The 18,301-nt window shown below is 70.2% G+C and carries 9 protein-coding genes and 1 tRNA gene; 5 read left to right on the top strand and 5 right to left on the bottom strand.

Translation table 11 applies throughout. The features are described from left to right. Positions 1-15: 15 nt before the first annotated feature. Positions 16-2,361 (bottom strand): MMPL family transporter, encoded by a 2,346-nt coding sequence (locus tag H7I87_RS12440; protein WP_033719778.1) that lies wholly within the window; start codon positions 2,359-2,361, stop codon positions 16-18. A gap of 198 nt (positions 2,362-2,559) precedes the next feature. Between H7I87_RS12440 and H7I87_RS12435 the strand changes: the two genes are divergently transcribed. The 4 genes from H7I87_RS12435 to H7I87_RS12420 all read left to right on the top strand — a co-directional run bounded on the left by H7I87_RS12435 (position 2,560) and on the right by H7I87_RS12420 (position 6,319). Further along, complete coding sequence (locus H7I87_RS12435) at positions 2,560-3,798, top strand: GNAT family N-acetyltransferase (RefSeq protein WP_023863580.1); 1,239 nt, start codon at positions 2,560-2,562, stop codon at positions 3,796-3,798. Positions 3,799-3,990: 192 nt separating this feature from the next. Beyond that, positions 3,991-4,066: transfer RNA gene (locus tag H7I87_RS12430), tRNA-Lys, on the top strand. Positions 4,067-4,175: 109 nt separating this feature from the next. Continuing rightward, complete coding sequence (locus H7I87_RS12425; RefSeq protein ID WP_009975887.1) at positions 4,176-4,442, top strand: hypothetical protein; 267 nt, start codon at positions 4,176-4,178, stop codon at positions 4,440-4,442. 137 nt (positions 4,443-4,579) lie between these two features. Beyond that, on the top strand, positions 4,580-6,319 hold the full coding sequence (locus H7I87_RS12420; protein WP_023861329.1) for a DUF3556 domain-containing protein: 1,740 nt from the start codon (positions 4,580-4,582) through the stop codon (positions 6,317-6,319). Here H7I87_RS12420 and H7I87_RS12415 read toward each other — a convergent pair. After that, positions 6,306-6,533: a DUF3618 domain-containing protein gene (locus H7I87_RS12415; RefSeq protein WP_003877418.1), complete on the bottom strand. Its 228-nt coding sequence runs from the start codon at positions 6,531-6,533 to the stop codon at positions 6,306-6,308. The genes H7I87_RS12420 and H7I87_RS12415 overlap by 14 nt on opposite strands. A 104-nt stretch (positions 6,534-6,637) precedes the next feature. On the opposite strand from H7I87_RS12415, the gene bcp reads away from it, so the two are divergent. Further along, positions 6,638-7,111: a thioredoxin-dependent thiol peroxidase gene (bcp, locus tag H7I87_RS12410; RefSeq protein WP_011724276.1), complete on the top strand. Its 474-nt coding sequence runs from the start codon at positions 6,638-6,640 to the stop codon at positions 7,109-7,111. Here bcp and H7I87_RS12405 read toward each other — a convergent pair whose 3' ends face one another. Genes H7I87_RS12405 through H7I87_RS12395 form a run of 3 tightly spaced genes read right to left on the bottom strand, consistent with a single transcriptional unit; the run spans position 7,112 to position 18,229 of the window. Then, the gene (locus H7I87_RS12405) at positions 7,112-8,533 is read right to left on the bottom strand and encodes a dipeptidase (protein WP_023861327.1); all 1,422 of its coding nucleotides are present in this window, start codon (positions 8,531-8,533) and stop codon (positions 7,112-7,114) included. Next, positions 8,530-8,922 carry a holo-ACP synthase AcpS gene (gene acpS / locus H7I87_RS12400; RefSeq protein ID WP_003873105.1) on the bottom strand — a complete coding sequence of 131 codons (393 nt, stop codon included), beginning with the start codon at positions 8,920-8,922 and terminating at the stop codon, positions 8,530-8,532. Before acpS ends, H7I87_RS12405 begins: the two co-directional genes overlap by 4 nt. A 28-nt stretch (positions 8,923-8,950) precedes the next feature. After that, positions 8,951-18,229: a type I polyketide synthase gene (locus tag H7I87_RS12395; RefSeq protein WP_011724273.1), complete on the bottom strand. Its 9,279-nt coding sequence runs from the start codon at positions 18,227-18,229 to the stop codon at positions 8,951-8,953. Between the last annotated feature and the right edge of the window lie 72 nt (positions 18,230-18,301).

Here is an 18,301-nt window from a genome sequence, read left to right as displayed (position 1 = left end):
AAGCGGATTGGCGTGTCAACCGCGACCCGATGTGGCCCGGCTGGGCCACCTGCGGATCGCGGGTCGCGGCGCGTCGCGGGCCCAGCGCCGCCGCCCCACCCGCACCTCGCCGGCCTCCCCGGTCGCCGACCGTTCGCGCAGCCAGACCATCGGTCGCGGCGCCCACCACGTCCAGCGGCCCAGCAGGTGGATGAACGCCGGGACCAGCACCATGCGCACCAGGGTGGCGTCGACGAGCACGCCGAGGGTCAGGCCCAGGCCCAGCATCCGCATGAACGACACGTGCGCGGGAATCAGCGCCGCGAAGGAAATCGACATCACCACGGCGGCGGTGGTGACCACCCGCCCGATGCCGGCGATGCCCAGCGCGGTGCTCTCGTCGGTTTCGGCGCGCGCCTCCCTGGCGGTCGGCGGTGTCTCGCGGATGGACTGCGAGGCCAGCCAGTACTCATGGATACGGGACACGAGGAACACCTCGTAATCCATGGCCAGGCCGAAGGCGATGCAGAACAACAGCACCGGGATGTTGGCGTTCAGTGTCCCGTTGGGTGTGGTCCCCAGCGCACCCAGGTGGCCGTCCTGGAAGATCCACACCATCGCGCCGAACGCCGCCGTCAGCGACAACACGTTGCACACCAGCGCCTGCACCGGCAGCACCGCGCTGCCGGTCAGCAGGAAAAGCAGCATGAAGGTGACGACGGCGATCAGGCCGAACACCGTCGGCAGTCGTTTGGTGATCGCGTCGACGCTGTCGCGGTTGATCTGGGCCAGCCCGGTCATCTGCACGGCGCGTCCGCCCGGCCCGGCGACCTGATGCAGCCGGTCGAGCTGGGCGTTCGAGGCCGGTGAATACAGCGGGGCCGTGCTCGACACGGTGAAGAAGGCGCTGCCGTTGGCCAGGCCGGTGGCCGCGGCGGGCGGACCCACCCGGTGTCCGGCGGAGAAGGTGCCGGTCGGCGCGCTGACCGCGGAGACGTCCGGCACCCGGGACAGTTCGGCGGCGTATTTGCGAAGTTCGGCGGGTGTGACGCCGCGGGCGTCGGGGACGACGACGGAGAGCTCGGTGCCCAGACCCGGGAAGTCGTTGTCCAGCATGTCGGCGACCTGGCGCGCCGACGCCGAACGGGGCAGCACCCGCTCGTCGGGAAAGCCCCACTTCACGCCCAGGAACGGCACCCCCAGCAACAGCAGCAGCGCGACGACGCTCAGCCCGACCGGCACGGCGCGGCGCAACACGTACTTCGTCGACCGGTACCAGAACTGCTCCACCAGCGGCTTGTGCGCCGGATCCCGGAACGAACGCTGCCCGTGCAGGATGCGATGCATCACCCGGCGGGCGTCCATCGTGTCCAGTCGGGGCCCGAGCAACACGATCGCCGCCGGGGTGATCACCACGGCGGCGATCGCGACGATGATCGCGGTGGCCACGATGGTGTAGGCCGACGACTTCAGGAAGTACATCGGGAACACCGCCATCACCGCCATCGACAGCCCGACGGTGGTGGCCGAGAACAGCACCGTCCGCCCGGCGGTGGCCATGGTCCGGTACAGCGCCCGGTCCCGGTCCTCGGTGCGGGCCAGCTCCTCGCGGTAGCGGGTGATGATCAGCAGGTTGTAGTCGATCGCCAGGGCCAGACCCATGGCGATGGACAGGTCCAGCGCGTAGGTCGACACGTCGGTGGCGAAGCTGATCAGCCGCAGCACCGACATGGTGCCGACGATGGCCAAGGCGCCCAACACGACCGGCAGCGTCGCGGCCACCACGCCGCCGAGCACCCACACCAGCACGGCGAAGCTCAGCGGAATCGCGATGGACTCCATCAACAGCAGATCCCGCTGGTTCTGGGCGTTGATCTGGGCATACGCCACGGCCATGCCGCCGGCGCGCACGGTGACGCCGTCACGGTCGTGCACCAGCTCACGGGTGAGCGTGCTGGCGTACTTCTGCGCGTCGTTCTCGCCGCCCTTCAGGCCGGCGACGATCATCCCGGACTTGTTGTCCTTGCTGATCAGTTGGGCGGCGGCGGCCGGCGGCGACGTCCAGGCCGACGACACATTCATCACCCACGGCGAATTCTTCAGTTTGTCGACGATGTCGGTGCCGACCCGGTGCGCCTGGGGGCTGCGGGCGCCGTCGGGGGCGCTCACCACGATCAGCATTTGCTGATCGGTCTGGTTGAACCGGTCCCGCAGGATCTCGGTGGCCCGGGCGGACTCCGACGTCGGATCCTGGAAGCCGCCGCCGGACAGTCTGTTGGCCACCGGCAGGCCGAAGATCGCCGCGCCCACCATGACCAGGACCGCGATCCCGATGATGCGGCGCGGCGCGGCGATGGCCAGCCGGGTGATTACTCGCAGCATGGCCATCACCTACCCAAAACCGGGGTGTTTGACCCGCCGAATTGCTCACATCGGCCCGCGTTCGCCGGCGCCGTGCCGGCGGGCCGCCCGTGGTTTGACCATCCGGCACTCGGGTATCGGACCTAAAAGCACACTCGGGAGGCGGATTCGGGCTGCACAGCGCCGGTTGGCCTGGGCTACAAGCGGATTGGATGTGCAATGAACACGCAGGACGACGGCATCGCCATTCGGCATCCCACCGAGGATGACTGGCAGGCGGTCTTCGAGAACCAGGCCCGCACCTTCGGCGATCCGGTGGGCCCGCAAGACCTCGAGGCGTGGAAACGCCGGGTCCGCCTCGACGACATTCTCATCGCCGAGGACGTCTCCGATCCGAAGAACCCGTTCCTGGTGGGAACCTCGATCATCTACCCGGCGCAGCTGACCGTGCCCGGCGGCGCCAACCTGCGAGCCGCGTGGTTGACGATGATCGCCGTCGCATCAACGCATCAGGGCAAGGGGCTGTGGGCGCAGCTCAGCGCCAAGGGGCTCGGAATCCTGTTGGACCGCGGCTATCCGATCGTCTGTGGCGTGCCCACCCAGACCGCGATGTACGACGGTTTCGGCGCCGGCGTGTCCAGCTACAGCCACACCTACGCCATCGACCGTCGCTTCGCGAAGCTGCGGGACGCCCCCGGCGACGACCGGGCGCGCGAGGTCAACGCCGCAACGGCACGACGTCACCTGCCCGGGCTCTACGAACGATGGTGTGCCGTCACGCCGGGGGCGGTGACCCGGGACAAGGCCTGGTGGGCCGACCACCTGGAAGACCGAACGACCCAGCGCGGCAACGGATCTGCGTTGCACTACACCATCCACCCGGACGGCTTCCTGACCTATCGGGTGGTCGGCTCGCGCCAGCACGCGTTTCGGCCGCCGCTGGGCACGGTGGTGGTCGAGGACTTCTGCCCCATCACCGACCAGGCGCACACCGAGTTGCTGCAGACGCTACTGGTTTTGGAGATGTTCTATCGCGTCGAGATCGATGTGCCGCCCGACGATCCGCTGCCGCTCAAACTCGTCGACCAGCGCGCCGCCGAGACGAAAGGCATCAGCGACTTCCTCTGGGTGCGGATCAACGACGTCCCCGAGGTGTTGGGGGCCCGCGGCTACGCCGCCGACACCGACATCGTGCTCGACGTCACAGACCCGCTGGGACTGGCCGGGGGGCGGTTCCAGCTGCAGACGCGCGGCGGCGCCGGCAAGTGCACGCCGCACGACGGGCCCGCGGACCTCGAGATCGAGCTGGCCGACCTGGCCACCGTGTACATGGGCGCCCACCGGGGCGCCCAGTTGGCCCGGGCCAAGCGCATCACCGAGCTGCGCCAGGGCGCGCTGGGCCGGCTGGACGCCGCCTTCGGCGCCGAGCGGGCCCCGTTCTGCGGCACGGTGCTGTGAGACCGTTCTACGATCGCCCGGAAAGCTTTGGCGGCCAGCCTGTTTCGTTGGTTCGACGGGTGCCGGCCGGGCCGCGTCGGTGAGAGCAGGCCGCGACCGCCCGCCGAACGGCTATCCTGGGTGATGGTTCGGGATTTCGCTCCGCGGCAGAACGCCTGTTATTGTCGCCTACGCGGTCTCGGCCGACCACAAGCGCCGTTAGCTCAGTTGGTAGAGCAGCTGACTCTTAATCAGCGGGTCCGGGGTTCGAAACCCTGACGGCGCACCACCTGCGGAATTTTTCGTCTGTTCGGCGGCTCCCGCCGCGACCCCACGGGTTTTCCCGAAGCGCCCCGCGCCTACCATCGCAGCGACGGTGATTTCTCAAAAGGGGTCCTGTGAAAACTGAGCTGAAGTGGGTCGAACCCTACCCGGGCCACTTCCACGCCAACATCGATGACCGCAGCGAATACCGGGTTCACGCGGTCTCGACGGGCGGCTTTCGCGCCGAGCGCGTCGACGACGGCTTCGTGCACCACGATCTCGGCCGGGCCGCCAGTGCCGCCGAGGCTCAGGGTATCTGCCAGGACCTGCACACCCGGACCTTGCGGCGCGCGGCGTGGGAGGCCTACATGGCCGAGCACGACCCGCCGGGCTGGGAATAGCCGTCGGCGGCCGGCGCAGCGAATTCCGGATCCATTTGCCGCCCTATCGCGACGCGAATAGGTAGTTTCTTGCTGGCACCGACCGGCGCCCAAAGGCCGGCCGGGCCCGTGAAATCCGCCGCGTCGAAGGAGCCGCAATGGGATTCATCCGGCCCAATCTGCCCGTCGTCGATGTGGCCGAGTGGAGCGCGCGGCCCCGCGCCGAGCGGCTGGTGCCGATGGCACGCCACATCGCCGAGAACGGGTTCGGCACGCCGCTGGTGATGCACGTGATGTACGGCGTGAAGATCGCGCTGTACGTCCTCGGCGGCTGGCTGTTCGCCTGGTCCACCCGGGGCATCGGCGGCTTCGCCGAGGTCGGCGCCTGGTGGTCGGAGCCGATCGTGTTCCAGAAGGCCGTGCTCTACACGATGCTGTTCGAGGTCGTCGGCCTCGGTTGCTGCTTCGGCCCGCTGGCCGGGCGCTATTTCCCGCCGGTGGGTTCCATCCTGTACTGGTTGCGGCCCGGCACAATTCGGTTGCCGCCGTGGCCGAATCGAATCCCGTTGACCCGGGGCAGCACCCGGACGCCGTTGGACGCCGCGCTGTACGGCGCCCTGCTGGTGCTGCTGGTGGGGGCGCTGGTCTCCGACGGCAGCGGGCCGATTCCCGCTCTGGACACGGCAATCGGCGTGCTGCCGCGCTGGCAGACCGCCGCGATTTTGGGCGTGCTGGCCGTGATGGCCCTGCGCGACAAGGTCATCTTCCTGGCCGCGCGCGGCGAGGTGTATGCGCCCCTGGCGCTGGTGTTCGTGTTCGGCGGGGCGGACGTGGTGGTCGGGGCGAAGGTGGCCTTCATGGTGATCTGGCTGGGCGCGGCCACGTCGAAGCTCAACCGGCACTTCCCGTTCGTCATCTCGACGATGCTGGCCAACAACCCGTTCATCCCGTCCGGGCCGCTCAAGCGCTCGATGTTCCGGCGCTATCCCGACGACCTGCGGCCCAGCGCGCTGGCCGGGTTCATCGCGCACTTCTCCACCGCGGTCGAGGGCCTGGTGCCGCTGGTGCTCTTCTGTTCAACCGGGGGCTGGCCGACGGCGCTCGCCGCGTTCGTGATGATCGTGTTCCACCTCAACATCCTGCTGGCCTTCCCGATGGGCGTGCCGCTGGAGTGGAACGTGTTCATGATCTTCGGGGTGCTGTGGCTGTTCGTCGCGCATGCGCCGGTGGGGTTGTCGAGCGTCGCCGACCCGTGGCCGATCGCCCTGCTGTTCGTGGTGATGGCCGGCACCGTCGTCGTCGGCAACCTGTACCCGCGCAAGGTGTCCTTCCTGCCGGGCATGCGCTACTACGCCGGCAACTGGGACACCACGCTGTGGTGCGTGCGGCCGTCGGCCGACGAGAAGATCCGGGTCGGCGCTCGCGCGCTGGGCCCGATGCAGCACCTGCAGCTGGAGCGGCTGTACGGCAGCAAGGAGGAGACCCTGATCCCGCTGCACCTGGCGCTGGCGTTCCGGGGCATGAACACCCACGGGCGCGCGCTGCTCACCCTGGCGCACCGGGCGATGGCCGACTACGACGAGGACGACTACAACCTGTGCGAGGGCGAAGTGCTGTGCGCCATGGTGCTGGGCTGGAACTTCGGCGACGGCCACCTGCACAACGAATGCCTGATCGAGGCGCTGCAGCAGCGCTGCGGGTTCGAGCCGGGCGAGGTGCGGGTGGTGATCCTGGACGCCCAGCCCATCCACCGCCAGACGCAGGAGTACCGGTTGGTCGACGCGGCGACGGGCGAATTCGAGCGCGGCTACTGCAACGTCGACGACATGGCCACCGCGCAGCCGTGGGCCGACGACATTCCGGTGTACGTCCAGACCGGCCGGGTCAGCGATTCCTGACCCGGCGCACCGCCACCACCACGACCAGCGCCCCCACCCCGGCGAGCGACGCCAGCACTACCGGCTTTTGCACGAATCCGATCACCCGGGCCTTGAGGTCGTCGGCGAGGCGGCGCGGGTTGGCCCGCTCGGCGAGGGAGTCGACGGTGGTCGCCAGCTGGTCACGGGCGACGTCGATGTCTCGCTTGATCGCTTCCGGGTCCCGGTCCGCCACTGTGTCCTCCAAGTCGCCCGCTGTCTGGCTCATGCGCCTGCCCGAACTACCCTAGATCAGCTGGCGGCGATCCCCACGCTCCGGTGAACAGAAAGGGACTCACCTTGACCGAGACCACGCGGCTCGCACCGGGCGACAAAGCGCCCGCCTTCAGCCTGCCCGACGCCGACGGCAACACCGTGAAGCTGTCCGACTTCAAGGGCCGCAAGGTGATCGTGTACTTCTATCCGGCCGCGTCGACGCCAGGATGCACCAAGCAGGCGTGCGACTTTCGTGACAGCTTGGCCGAGCTCAACGGCGCCGGCCTGGACGTCGTCGGCATCTCCCCCGACAAGCCCGAGAAGCTGGCCAAGTTCCGCGACGCCGAGAAGCTGACCTTCCCGCTGCTGTCCGACCCGGACCGCAAGGTGCTGACGGCCTACGGCGCCTACGGCGAAAAGCAGATGTACGGCAAGACGGTCACCGGCGTCATCCGCTCCACCTTCGTGGTCGACGAGAAGGGCAGGATCGCCGTCGCCCAGTACAACGTGAAGGCCACCGGTCACGTCGCCAAGCTCCGCCGCGACCTGTCGGTCTAGTCAGCCCGGGTTGGGCAGGTCAGCCAGGTCAGCCAGGTTGGCCAGCAGCAGCGCCTCGCTGATCGCCGCGCGTTCCAGCACGCCCAGATGCAGGCTCTCGTTGATGCTGTGCGCTTGGGTCGCGGGGTCTTCCACGCCGGTGACCAGAATCTTCGCCTCCGGGAAGGCGGCCGCGAATTCGGCGATGAACGGGATGGAGCCGCCCATGCCCATGTCGATCGGCTCGGTGCCCCACGCCTGGCGGAAGGCCGCTCGGGCGGCGTCGTAGACGCTGCCGCTGGCGTCGATCGCGTAGGGTTCGCCGATGTCCCCGCGGGTGACGCTGACCTGTGCGCCCCACGGCGCGTGCTGTTGCAGGTGCGCGGTCAGCGCGTCCAGGTGCGCCGCCGCGTCGCCGCCGGGCGCCACCCGCATGCTGATCTTGGCGCGGGCCCGCGGGATCAGCGTGTTGGACGCCCGCTCGACGGGTGTCGCGTCGATGCCGATCACGGTGATCGCCGGTTTGGCCCAAAGCCGTTGCGGCACTGAGCCCGAGCCGATCTCGGACACGCCTGGCAGCACGCCCGAATCGGCGCGGACCCGCTCGGGCGGATAGTCGGGATAGTTCAGCGTGGCGATGTCTGTCTCATGCAGTCCGGCGACGGCCACGTTGCCGTCGTCGTCGTGCAGGCTGGCCAGCAGGCGCACCAGCACGCTCAGCGCGTCGGGCACCACCCCACCCCACAACCCGGAGTGCAGACCGTGGTCGAGGGTGGCCACCTCGACCACGCAGTCGACCAGGCCGCGCAGCGACACCGTCAACGCCGGGGTGTCGACGCTCCAGTTGTCCGAGTCGGCAATGACGATCACGTCGGCGGCCAGGGTGTCGCGGTGCGCGGCCAGCAACCGCCCCAACGACGGCGAGCCGGATTCCTCTTCGCCCTCGACGAAGACCGTCACCCCCACCGGCGGCCGGCCGCCGTGCGCCCGGAACGCCGCCAAATGTGTTGCGATGCCGGCCTTGTCGTCGGCGCTGCCGCGGCCGTAGAGCCGGCCGTCGCGTTCGGTGGGCTCGAAGGGCGGCGAGACCCATTGCCCGCGGTCGCCTTCGGGCTGCACGTCGTGGTGGGCATACAACAGCACGGTGGGCGCGCCGGGCGGCGCGGGATGGCGGGCGATGACCGCCGGCGCGCCGCCTTCGCTGACGATCCGCACATCGCCGAAACCGGCCTGCGCCAACAAATCTGCCACCGCCCGCGCGCTGCGCTGCACCTCGGACCGTCGCCCGGGGTCGGCCCACACCGATTCGATGCGCACCAGCTCTTCCAGGTCGCGCCGCACCGACGGCAGCACCTCGCGCACCCGCTCCGTTATCTCGCGAGCAGACGCAAAAGCCCCTTCTTCACGGCGTGTCGCGGCGCTATTGTGTCTGCTCGCGCTCAAGGAGTCTCCAGGATCGCCACCGCGGCGGCGGTGTCTTTCTCGTGCGTCAGCGACACGTGAATCGTCACGTCGGCCAGGTGCTTGGCGATGTCACCGCTCAACCGGACCCGCGGGCGCCCCCACATGTCGGTGACCACCTCGATGTCGCGGTGGATGTCCTCGCGCAGCACCGGCCGCTGCGCGAACCGTGAACCCGACCAGGCCTTGATCACGGCCTCCTTGGCGGCCCAGCGGGCCGCCAGGTGACGCGCCGCCGACGAGCTCTTGTCCGAGGCGTCGCGGCGCTCCCCCGGCGTGAACGTCTCGGAGAAGACCGTTCCCGGCTGGTCGACCTGCTCGGCGAATTCGGGAATCGAGACGAGATCGATCCCCACACCGACAATTCCCATGGGTCGCCAGGCTAACGGATCGCCGCCGTCACCCGGCAGAGACCTGGTAGGCGTCGCCGTCACCCAACCGCGAGGCGGGATCGAGCAGCATCGCGGCCTCCTGACGCTTCTCCGGCACGTCATGGTCGAAGCGACGGTCCGGTGGCCGCTGGTACATCGGCGCGCCCCCGGCGATCGCCGAGACCAGCCGCCGCTGACCGGCCAGCAGCCGCGCGTTGGCGCGCTGCTGGTAGTCCGCGCGCTGCTCCGGGTCGAGCGCGGCGAGGAACGCCTGCGGGTGCACCAGCGCCACCAAACCCGAAACATGGCCGAAGCCAAGGCTGGTCACCATCCCCGCCTTCAGCGGGAACTTGTCGCCGAGCCGCAAGGTCTCGCGCACCCAGACGAAGTGGGCCGAGCCGGCGAGTTCGTCGTCGACGCAATCCAGGCTGCGGTTGGGCGGGATCACCCCGTCGCGCAGCATCTGGCACAGGCCCATCATCTGGAAGACCGCCGCGCCGCCCTTGGCGTGCCCGGTGAGGCTCTTCTGCGACACCACGAACAGCGGAGCACCCTCCGAGCGCCCCAGCGAGTCGGCGAGCCGCTCGTGCAGTTCGGTCTCGTTGGGATCGTTGGCCAGCGTCGAGGTGTCGTGCTTGGAGATCACCGCGACGTCGTCGGCGCCCACCCCGAGCTTGGCCAGCGCGCGCGCCAACGGCGAATCCTTGCCGCCGCGACCGGCTCCCAGCGCACCCAGCCCCGGCGCCGGGATCGAGGTGTGCACGCCGTCGGCGAACGACTGCGCGTAGGCCACCACCGCCAGCACCGGCAGACCCATCTTCAACGCCAGGTCGCCGCGGGCCAGCAGGATGGTGCCGCCGCCCTGGGCCTCGACGAAGCCGAGCCGGCGCCGGTCGTTGGGCCGGGAGAACTTGGCGTCCGAGATGCCCCGGCCGCGCATCATGCCGGTGTCGGCGGTGGCCGCCATGTCACCGAACCCGATGATGCCCTCCAGCGTCAGGTCGTCGATGCCGCCGGCGACCACCATCTCCGCCTTGCCCAGCCGGATCTTGTCGACGCCTTCCTCCACCGAGACCGCGGCCGTCGCGCACGCGGCCACCGGGTGGATCATGGCGCCGTAGCTGCCGATGTAGGACTGAACCACATGTGCGGCAACGATATTCGGCAGGATCTCCTGGAAGATGTCATTGGGCTTGTTACGGCCCAGCAGGTTGCCGTGATACAGCGTCTGCATCGAGGTGCCGCCGCCCATGCCGGTGCCCATGGTGTTGGCCACCAGGCTCGGGTGCACGTAGCGCATCACCTCGGCCGGGCTGAACCCGGCGCTCAGGAATGCGTCGACCGTCGCCACGATGTTCCAAACCGCTACCCGGTCAATGGAACTCGCCATGTCGGGGCTGATGCCCCAGACCGTCGGGTCGAACCCGGTAGGCAGCTGGCCGCCAACCACCCGCGAAAGCTTGGTCTTTCGCGGCACCCGGATCTCGGTGCCCGCCTTGCGGGTGACCTGCCAGTCGCTGGAGTCGGGCACCGGCCGGATGATCGTGTGTTCGGGATCGAACTCGACGAACGCGCGGGCGTCGGCCTCCGAGGACACCACGAAGGTGAAGTCCTTGTCCAGGAACACCGAGACCAGCAGCGGCGACGCGTGATCGGGGTCGATCGCGCCGTCGTCGACGAACTCGCGGATGCCGCAGCGCGCCACGACGGTGTCGTGGTAGCGCTCGACCAGCTCGGACTCGTCGACCAGCTCACCGGATTCGGTGTCGTACCAACCGGGTTGGGGGTCGTCCTCCCAGCGGATCAGGCCGGTGGTCCAGGCCAGCTCGAGCACCCCCGCCGCCGACAGTTCGTTGTCGACCTCCATCTCGAAGCGGGTGCGCGACGAGCCGTACGGGCCGAGTTCGGCGCCGCCGACGATCACCACCAGATCGGCCGGGTCGACGTCCAGGTCGGCCCACTCCGGCGGCGGTGCCGGGGTGAACCCGCGCGGCGGCGACGGCAGCGCGGCGATGGTGCCCGGCGTCGGGCCGTCGTCGGCGGCCGGCTCCGCGCCGGTGGCCTGCTCGCGGGCCTTGGCGGCCAGCTCGGCCATGTCCAGGTCGGCCTCGCCCAGGCCGCCGGTCAGGTCGGCCTTGATCGGGGCGCTGGCCGCGGCCACCTTCGACTCGACGTCGCAGAGATCCAGCAGCATCGCCGCCATCTCGTCGGTGGAGTAGGTGGTGACGCCGGCCTGTTCGACCGCGTCGACGATGGCGTCGTTGTGGCCCATCAGCCCGGTGCCGCGGGTCCAGCCGATCAGCGCGTGCGCCAGGCTGACCCGGGCCGCCCAGGACGACTCGGCGTGCCAACGACTCACCAGCGCGTCCAGCGCCGACTTGGCCTCACCGTAAGCGCCGTCGCCGCCGAACATTCCGCGGTTGGGCGAGCCGGGCAGCACGACGTGCAGCCGGGAGGCGATGTCGCGCTCGGCACCGATCTTGGACAGCCCGCCGATCAGCCGCTGCACCGCCCACAGCAGCACCTTCATCTCCATCTCGGAGCGAGAGCCGGCCTCGGACAGGTCGCCGGCCACCCGCGGTGCGGCGAACGGGAACAACAGCGTCGGGGTCTGCGCGTCCTTGATGTGGATCGACTGGGGCCCAAGGCTTTCCGTCTGCTCGGTGCCGATCCACTCGACCAGCGCATCGATGTCGGAGTAGGACGCCATATTGGCGGCGACCACCCACAGCGCCGCGCCGTAGCGTGCGTGGTCGCGATACAGGCCCCGGTAGAACGCCAGCCGCTCGTCGTCCAGCTTCGACGTGGTCGCGATGACGGTGGCGCCGCCGTCGAGCAGTCGCGCGACCACCGACGAGGCGATCGAACCTTTGGACGCGCCGGTCACCACGGCGACCTCGTGGCTGTAGCGGCCCGGGTCGGGATTCTCGGCGCCGGCGGCGATGCGGCCGTACAGCGACGCGTGCACGGCGCGGCCCGCGGACAGGGCTTTGCCCTGCCACCAGGTGGCCTGGGTGGCCACGACATGGCCTGCGCCCTCGAACCTTTCGGACAGGTGCAGCCACTGCGAGTCGATGTCGCCCTCGTCGGCGAGCCACAACTTGACCAGGTCTTCGCGGGCGCTGGCCCACCGGTCGTCGAACAGCACGGCCTTCTTGGGGTCGAACACCGGCGCCACCAGACGCGGCCAGTCCGCGCCGAGTTCGGCCGTCACCAGGTCGATCAGCTCGGCGTCGGTGGCCGCTGACGCGGCCGCGGCGCCAGCCGGCTCGTCCAGGCCCAGCTGGTTGAGCACCAGGCGCGCCGCCGAGGCCAGCACGCCGTCGCGGCCGGTGATCTGTTCGGTGAATTCGCCCAGTGCGACGGCGTCGATGGTCGCACCGGCACCGCCACCGCCCGCGGACGGCAGCGCCACCGTGATGCCGCGCCGCGCGGCGACCGCGGCGACCGCGGCGTCGATGGCCTTGTCGACGGCGGCGGCGTCGGCCAGCGCGCCCTCGTGCAGATGACCCAGCGCGCCGCCGCGGACACTGGTGCCCTCGCGGGTGCCCAGCGCCACCTCGACCGTGACGTGCTTGGCCCAGCCCTCGCCGAGCTCCCAGGTCTTCTTGACCCGCTCGGCGATGGCGCCGGGCCGCTTACCCGAGGGCCCCAGCACCGTGCGCAGCTGGTCGTTGATCGCGTCGGAAAGCACTGGGCCGTAAGGCTTGTAGGTGCGCGCCAGCTTGGTCACCTGAGTGCGCAACCCGGCCAGGTCGGCTTCGGCGGCGCCGTCGATGGCGCCCAGGTTCAGCTCCGATCCCAGGTCCACCAGCAGCTGGTTGCGCCGCGACGAGGCGCCGTCGGTGATGGACTCGATGGAGTCCAGTTCCTCGATCTGGTCGATGCGCATCTTGGCCGACAGCGCGATCAGCGCCAGCGTGGCGTCGGCGGCGTCGAACGGGATGTCCTCGGGACGCGGAGCCCCGGACGGAGCCGCGGCCGGAGCCGGGGCGACATCGGACATGGGTGCACCGTCCGATGAGGCCGGAACGGCCGAATCGGAAGCCTCGTCCGCCTCCGGTTCCGGCTCGGGGTCGGTGTCGGTGGCGAACAGCACCGCCGCGTCACGCTCGGCATTGAGCACTTCGACTGTGCTGTGCGCATATTCGGGCAGTTTGAGGGTGTTGGTGGCCAGCCCGGCGACGGTCGGTGCGGACTTCACACCGATCTCGACGAACCGCTCCACGCCCAGACCGCCGGCCGCCTCCTCGGTGAACAGCAGGTCCTGGGTTTCGATCCAGCGCACCGGGCTGGCGAACTGCCAGGCCAGCAGCTCGATCAACACCGTGCGGGCCATCTCGATCCGGCGCTCGGCGAGCCAGGTGTCGTAGTCGGCCAGGATCGGGTCCAGCGGTTCGGCCGGCACCAGGTCGCGGATCTCCTGGATGAAGTCGCGGTCCAGGGTGAATGGCCGCGGCACCAGGTTGGGGATGTAGCGCCCGATGATGATGTCGGGATCCTTGTCGCGCGGCATCACCCGGTCCAGCGAACGCCGGAACTCCGCCACACCGACGCGCAGCACCCGCGAGTGGAAGGGCACGTCGATGCCGGGCACCAAGATGAACGAGCGCTTGCCGCCGGTGATCTCGCGGCGCCGCTCCACCTCTTCCTCGAGCGCCTCCAACCCGCGCACCGTGCCGGCGATCGCGTACTGCGAACCCCGCAGGTTGAAGTTCACGATCTCCAGGAATTCCCCTGTGCGCTCGGCGATTCCGGCGACGAACGCCGGCACCTCGTCGTCCGGCAGGTCGATCTGCGACGGACGGATCGCCGCCAGCCGGTAGTTGGACCGGCCCAGCTCGTCGCGCGGCACGATGTCGTGCATCTTGGAGCCGCGGTGAAACACCGTCTCCAGCAAGGCTTCCAGCTCGTAGATGCCCGTCACGCAGGCCAGCGCGGTGTACTCGCCGACCGAGTGCCCGCAGGCGATCGCGTCCTCGACGAAGGCGCCCTGCTCACGCATCTCGGCGACCTGCGCCGCCGCCACCGTGGCCATCGCGACCTGGGTGAACTGCGTCAGGTACAGCACGCCCTCGGGGTGGTTGTAGTGCACACCGCTGGCGATGATGCTGGTCGGGTTGTCGCGCACCACGTGCAGCACCGAGAAGCCCAGCGTGTCGCGGGTGAACTTGTCGGCCTTGTCCCACACCTTGCGCGCGGCCTTGGACCGGGCCCGCACGTCCATGCCCATGCCCTTGTGCTGAATGCCCTGGCCGGGGAACGCATAGACGGTGCGCGGGGCGGCCAGGCGCGCGGTCGCGGACATCACCAGGTCCGACCCGACGCGGGCGGCCACCTCCAAAACCTCTGCGCCCTGGTCGATTCCGACACGGTCCACGCGGAACGCGACCTCGTCACCGGGACGCACCATGCCCAGGAAGCGGGCGGTCCAGCCGATCAGCCGCGCCGGCGGGCGGGCCTGACCGTCGGTGGCGGTCACCGCGTGCTGGGCGGCGGCGGACAGCCACATGCCGTGCACGATCGGCGTTTCCAGACCGGCCAGCAGCGCGGCGGCCCGGTCGGTGTGGATGGGGTTGTGGTCGCCGGACACCACCGCGAAGGGCCGCATGTCGACCGGCGCGGTGATGGTGACGTCGCGGCGGCGCCGGCGCGGGGTGTCGGTGGCGTTCTCCGACACCGCTCCCCCGGCGCGGGCGGGGTCGGTCAGTTCGGCGGGGCCGGTGCGGCCCAGGATCGCGAAACGCTCGTCGAGGGTGGCGATCACCTGGCCGCCGGCGTCGGCGATGGTGACCGAGACCGGGACGACGCGGCCCATGTCGGTGTCGGCGGCCGCCGAAGCCGTTGCGGTGACGGTCAATTGGGCCAGCGTGGTGGGCAGCTTGCCGACCATGTGCGCGGCGTGGTCCAGGTGCACCAGGCTCAGCAGGCCCTCCACGACCGGGACGCCGGTGTCGGTGGCCGCCGCACCGATCGCCGCGAAGACCGCCGGCCAGCACAGGCCGACCAGCGCGTCGGGCACGGTGGTGAGGCTGGGCGCCAACGGCTCACCGAAGGTGGCCGTGACCCCGGTGTGGTCGGCGACCCGCTCGGGATCCCAGTCCACCGTGACGGTGGCCGCGCCGTCGACGACCTTCGGCAAGAACTCCGGCCCGTCCACGCCGGCGGCGATCGCCAGCACCGCGCGCATCGCCGTGGCCGCGTCGTCGGTGGAGACCACCGGGGTGCCGCCGTCAATGGTGTTGGGCGGCAAGGTGAATGGAATCTCGACCCAGGTGCCCGACACCGGGACGCTGAGGACGACGCGGTCGCCCTCGACCTGCAGCCGCGCCCCGGTGGACGAGTGGGTGGCGCGGCGGCTGTCCGGCCCGTCGTGCACCAGCCAGTCGCCGGGCTCGGCGATGCGGTGCACCGGGTTGATCGCGGTGCGGCCGGCCCACTGCACGTCGGGGGCGTCCAGCACCACGGCCAGCGGTCCCGTCACGTCGGCGCGACCGGTCCGGCGCGACGTGACGGCCGCGGGTTGCACCCCGGCGGCCAGCGCCTCGTCGATGGCGGCCTGCTCGAAGCGGTCCAGCAGTTCCCCGACGGGTTCGTCCATCCGGGTGATGCCGGCCACCGCGGCGGTGCCCGGGATGATGCACACCTGGTCGGCGTCGTAGCGGGCGTCGTGGGCCTGCCACAGCGAGTCGCTGCGCCACCAGCGCCGGACGTCCTTGTCGATGACCGGCACGAAGTTGACCGGCTTGCCGGGCGTCTTGCACAGCGTGACGAAGAACGGGACGTCGGCCGGGTGCAGCTGCACGGATTCGGCGTCGGGGTAGTGCGCCAGCAGGGTGGCGATGGCCTCGGCCGGGTTTTCCAGCAGCCGCGCGCCGTCCTCGGTCGAGCCGTCGAACAGCGTCTCGATGGGACCGAAATCCTTTGCGTGCAAACGTGCTTCGGCGCGTTGCAGCATCTGCTCGAAACGGTCGCGCCAGGTGTCGGCCAGCCACGGGCTGCCCGGTGACGCGGTGTCGGCGGTGGAGTCGCCGTCGCCGATGGCCAGCTCGACATAGCGCTGCAGCCACTGCAGGTAGGTCATCTCCCCGACGTCGCCGAAGTACGGCTTGGCGGTCTTGGCCATCGCGGCGATGATCTCGTCGCGGCGTTCCGCGACGGCCTCGGCGTCACCGGCGACCTCGTCCAGCAGCCGGCCGCACCGCGAGGCGCTGTTGTCGATCTCGTGGATGTCCGCGCCGAGCTGGCTGCGGCTGGATGCCATGCCGCCCACGGCTTTTCCGGCGCCGATCCAGTGCTCGGTGCCCTGGGTTTCGACCAGCATCCGCTTGACCGACGGCGAGGTGGTGGACTCCAGCGTCGCCATCGCCGCGGTGCCGACCAGGATGCCGTCGATCGGCATCAGCGGGAAGCCGTACTTCTCGGCCCACCGACCGGACAGGTACTCGGCCGCCCGCTCGGGGGTGCCGATGCCGCCGCCGACGCAGACGGTGATGTTGGGCCGCGACCGCAGCTCCGAGTAGGTCGCCAGCAGCAGGTCGTCGAGGTCCTCCCAGGAGTGGTGGCCGCCGGCGCGGCCGCCCTCGATGTGCACGATCACCGGCTTGGTGGACACCTCGGTGGCGATGCGGATCACCGAACGGATCTGTTCGACGGTGCCGGGCTTGAACACGATGTTGCTGATGCCGACGTCGCCCAGCTCCTCGATCAGCTCGACGGCCTCCTCCAGCTCGGGGATGCCGGCGCTGATCACCAGGCCGTCGATCGCCGCGCCGGACTGGCGCGCCTTCTGCACCAGCCGCTTGCCGCCGACCTGCAGCTTCCACAGGTACGGGTCCAAGAACAGCGCGTTGAACTGGTAGGTGCGGCCCTCCTCGAGCAGCCCGGACAGCTCCTCGATCCGGGCGGCGAAGATCTCCTCGGTGACCTGCCCGCCGCCGGCCAGCTCGGCCCAGTGCCCGGCGTTGGCCGCGGCGGCCACGATCTTGGCGTCCACCGTGGTCGGGGTCATGCCGGCCAACAGGATCGGCGAGCGGCCCGTCAGGCGGGTGAACTTGGTCGACAGCTTGACCCTGCCGTCGGGCAGCCGAACCAGCGTCGGGGCGTAGCTCGACCAGGCCCGCGCCACCTCGGGGACGGCGCCGACGGTGAACAGGTTGCGCTGTCCCCCGCGGGTCGCGGCGGGCACGATGCCCACGCCGAGGCCGCGGATCACCGGCGCGGTCAGCCGGGTCAGGATGTCGCCGGGGCCCAGGTCCAGAATCCAGCGCGCGCCCGACTCGTGTACGCGGGTGATCTCCTGCACCCAGTCCACCCGGCGCACCAGGATGGCCTCGGTCAGTTCCCGGGCCAGGGCGACGTCCAGGCCGACTTTCTCTGCCCAGCCGCCGACGATATCGATGCCGTCGGCCAGCCGGGGCGTGTGGAAGCCCACCTCGACCTGCACCGGATCGAACACCGGCGCGAAGACGTCGCCGCCGCGCAGCTTGTTCTTGCGCTCGGCCTCTTCCTTCTCCGAGATCTGCCGGCAGTACAGCTCGAAGCGCGACAACTGTTCCGGGGTGCCGGTGATGACGACCGAACGGCGGCCGTTGCGGATGGACAGCACGGGCGGCAGCACGGTGCGTACGTCCTGGGCGAACTCGTCGAGCAGCCGGCTGATCCGCTCGGGGTCGGCGTTGGTGACCGACACCATGGGCGGACGGTCGCCGAGCACCGAGATGCCGCGCCGGCGGGCCACCAGCGTGCCGGCGGCACCGATCAGCTGGGCCAGCGCCAGCAGCTCGACGTCGCGAGCGCCCGCGCCTTTGAGCGCCTCGACGGCCAGCACGCCCTGGGAATGTCCGGCGACGGCCACCGGCGGCGTGGCCGTCAGGTCCATGCCCTGGCGTGCCAGCGCGCGCACGGCCGCGATCTGGGTCAGCAGCACGCCGGGGATGGAGACCGCGGCCGAGGTCAGGTGCTTGTTGGACGGGACCGGGTCCTCGGCGGCCAGCGCGCGCACCCAGGACAGCGGCTCGAAGCCGATCGGGCGCACCACGACGAGCTCTTTCGCCACCGGCTCGAGCAGCAGGTCGACCTCACCGACCAGGGTTGCCAGCTCCGGCTCGATGCCGGCCGACGAGACCAGCTCTTCGAGGGTCTCCAGCCAGGCGCTGCCCTGGCCGCCGAAGGCCACCGCGTAGGGCTCGCCGGCCGCCAGGCGGTCGACCAGAGCATGCGTGTCCCCGGCTGGTGGGTGCTTGACCCCATGCGGGCCCTGCCCGTCGCGGTCGGCGGACACCCGGTCGTGCTCGTGGATCGTCACCTTCTCTGTCTCCCCTGATATGCGTCTTTAGGTCTGAAGTTCGTGTGGCGGTCACCGCCAGAGGGTTGGGGC

It is taken from the genome of Mycobacterium timonense, from assembly GCF_025821985.1.
GTDB lineage: Bacteria > Actinomycetota > Actinomycetes > Mycobacteriales > Mycobacteriaceae > Mycobacterium > Mycobacterium avium.
This window is presented reverse-complemented; position numbering and strand designations above follow the sequence as displayed.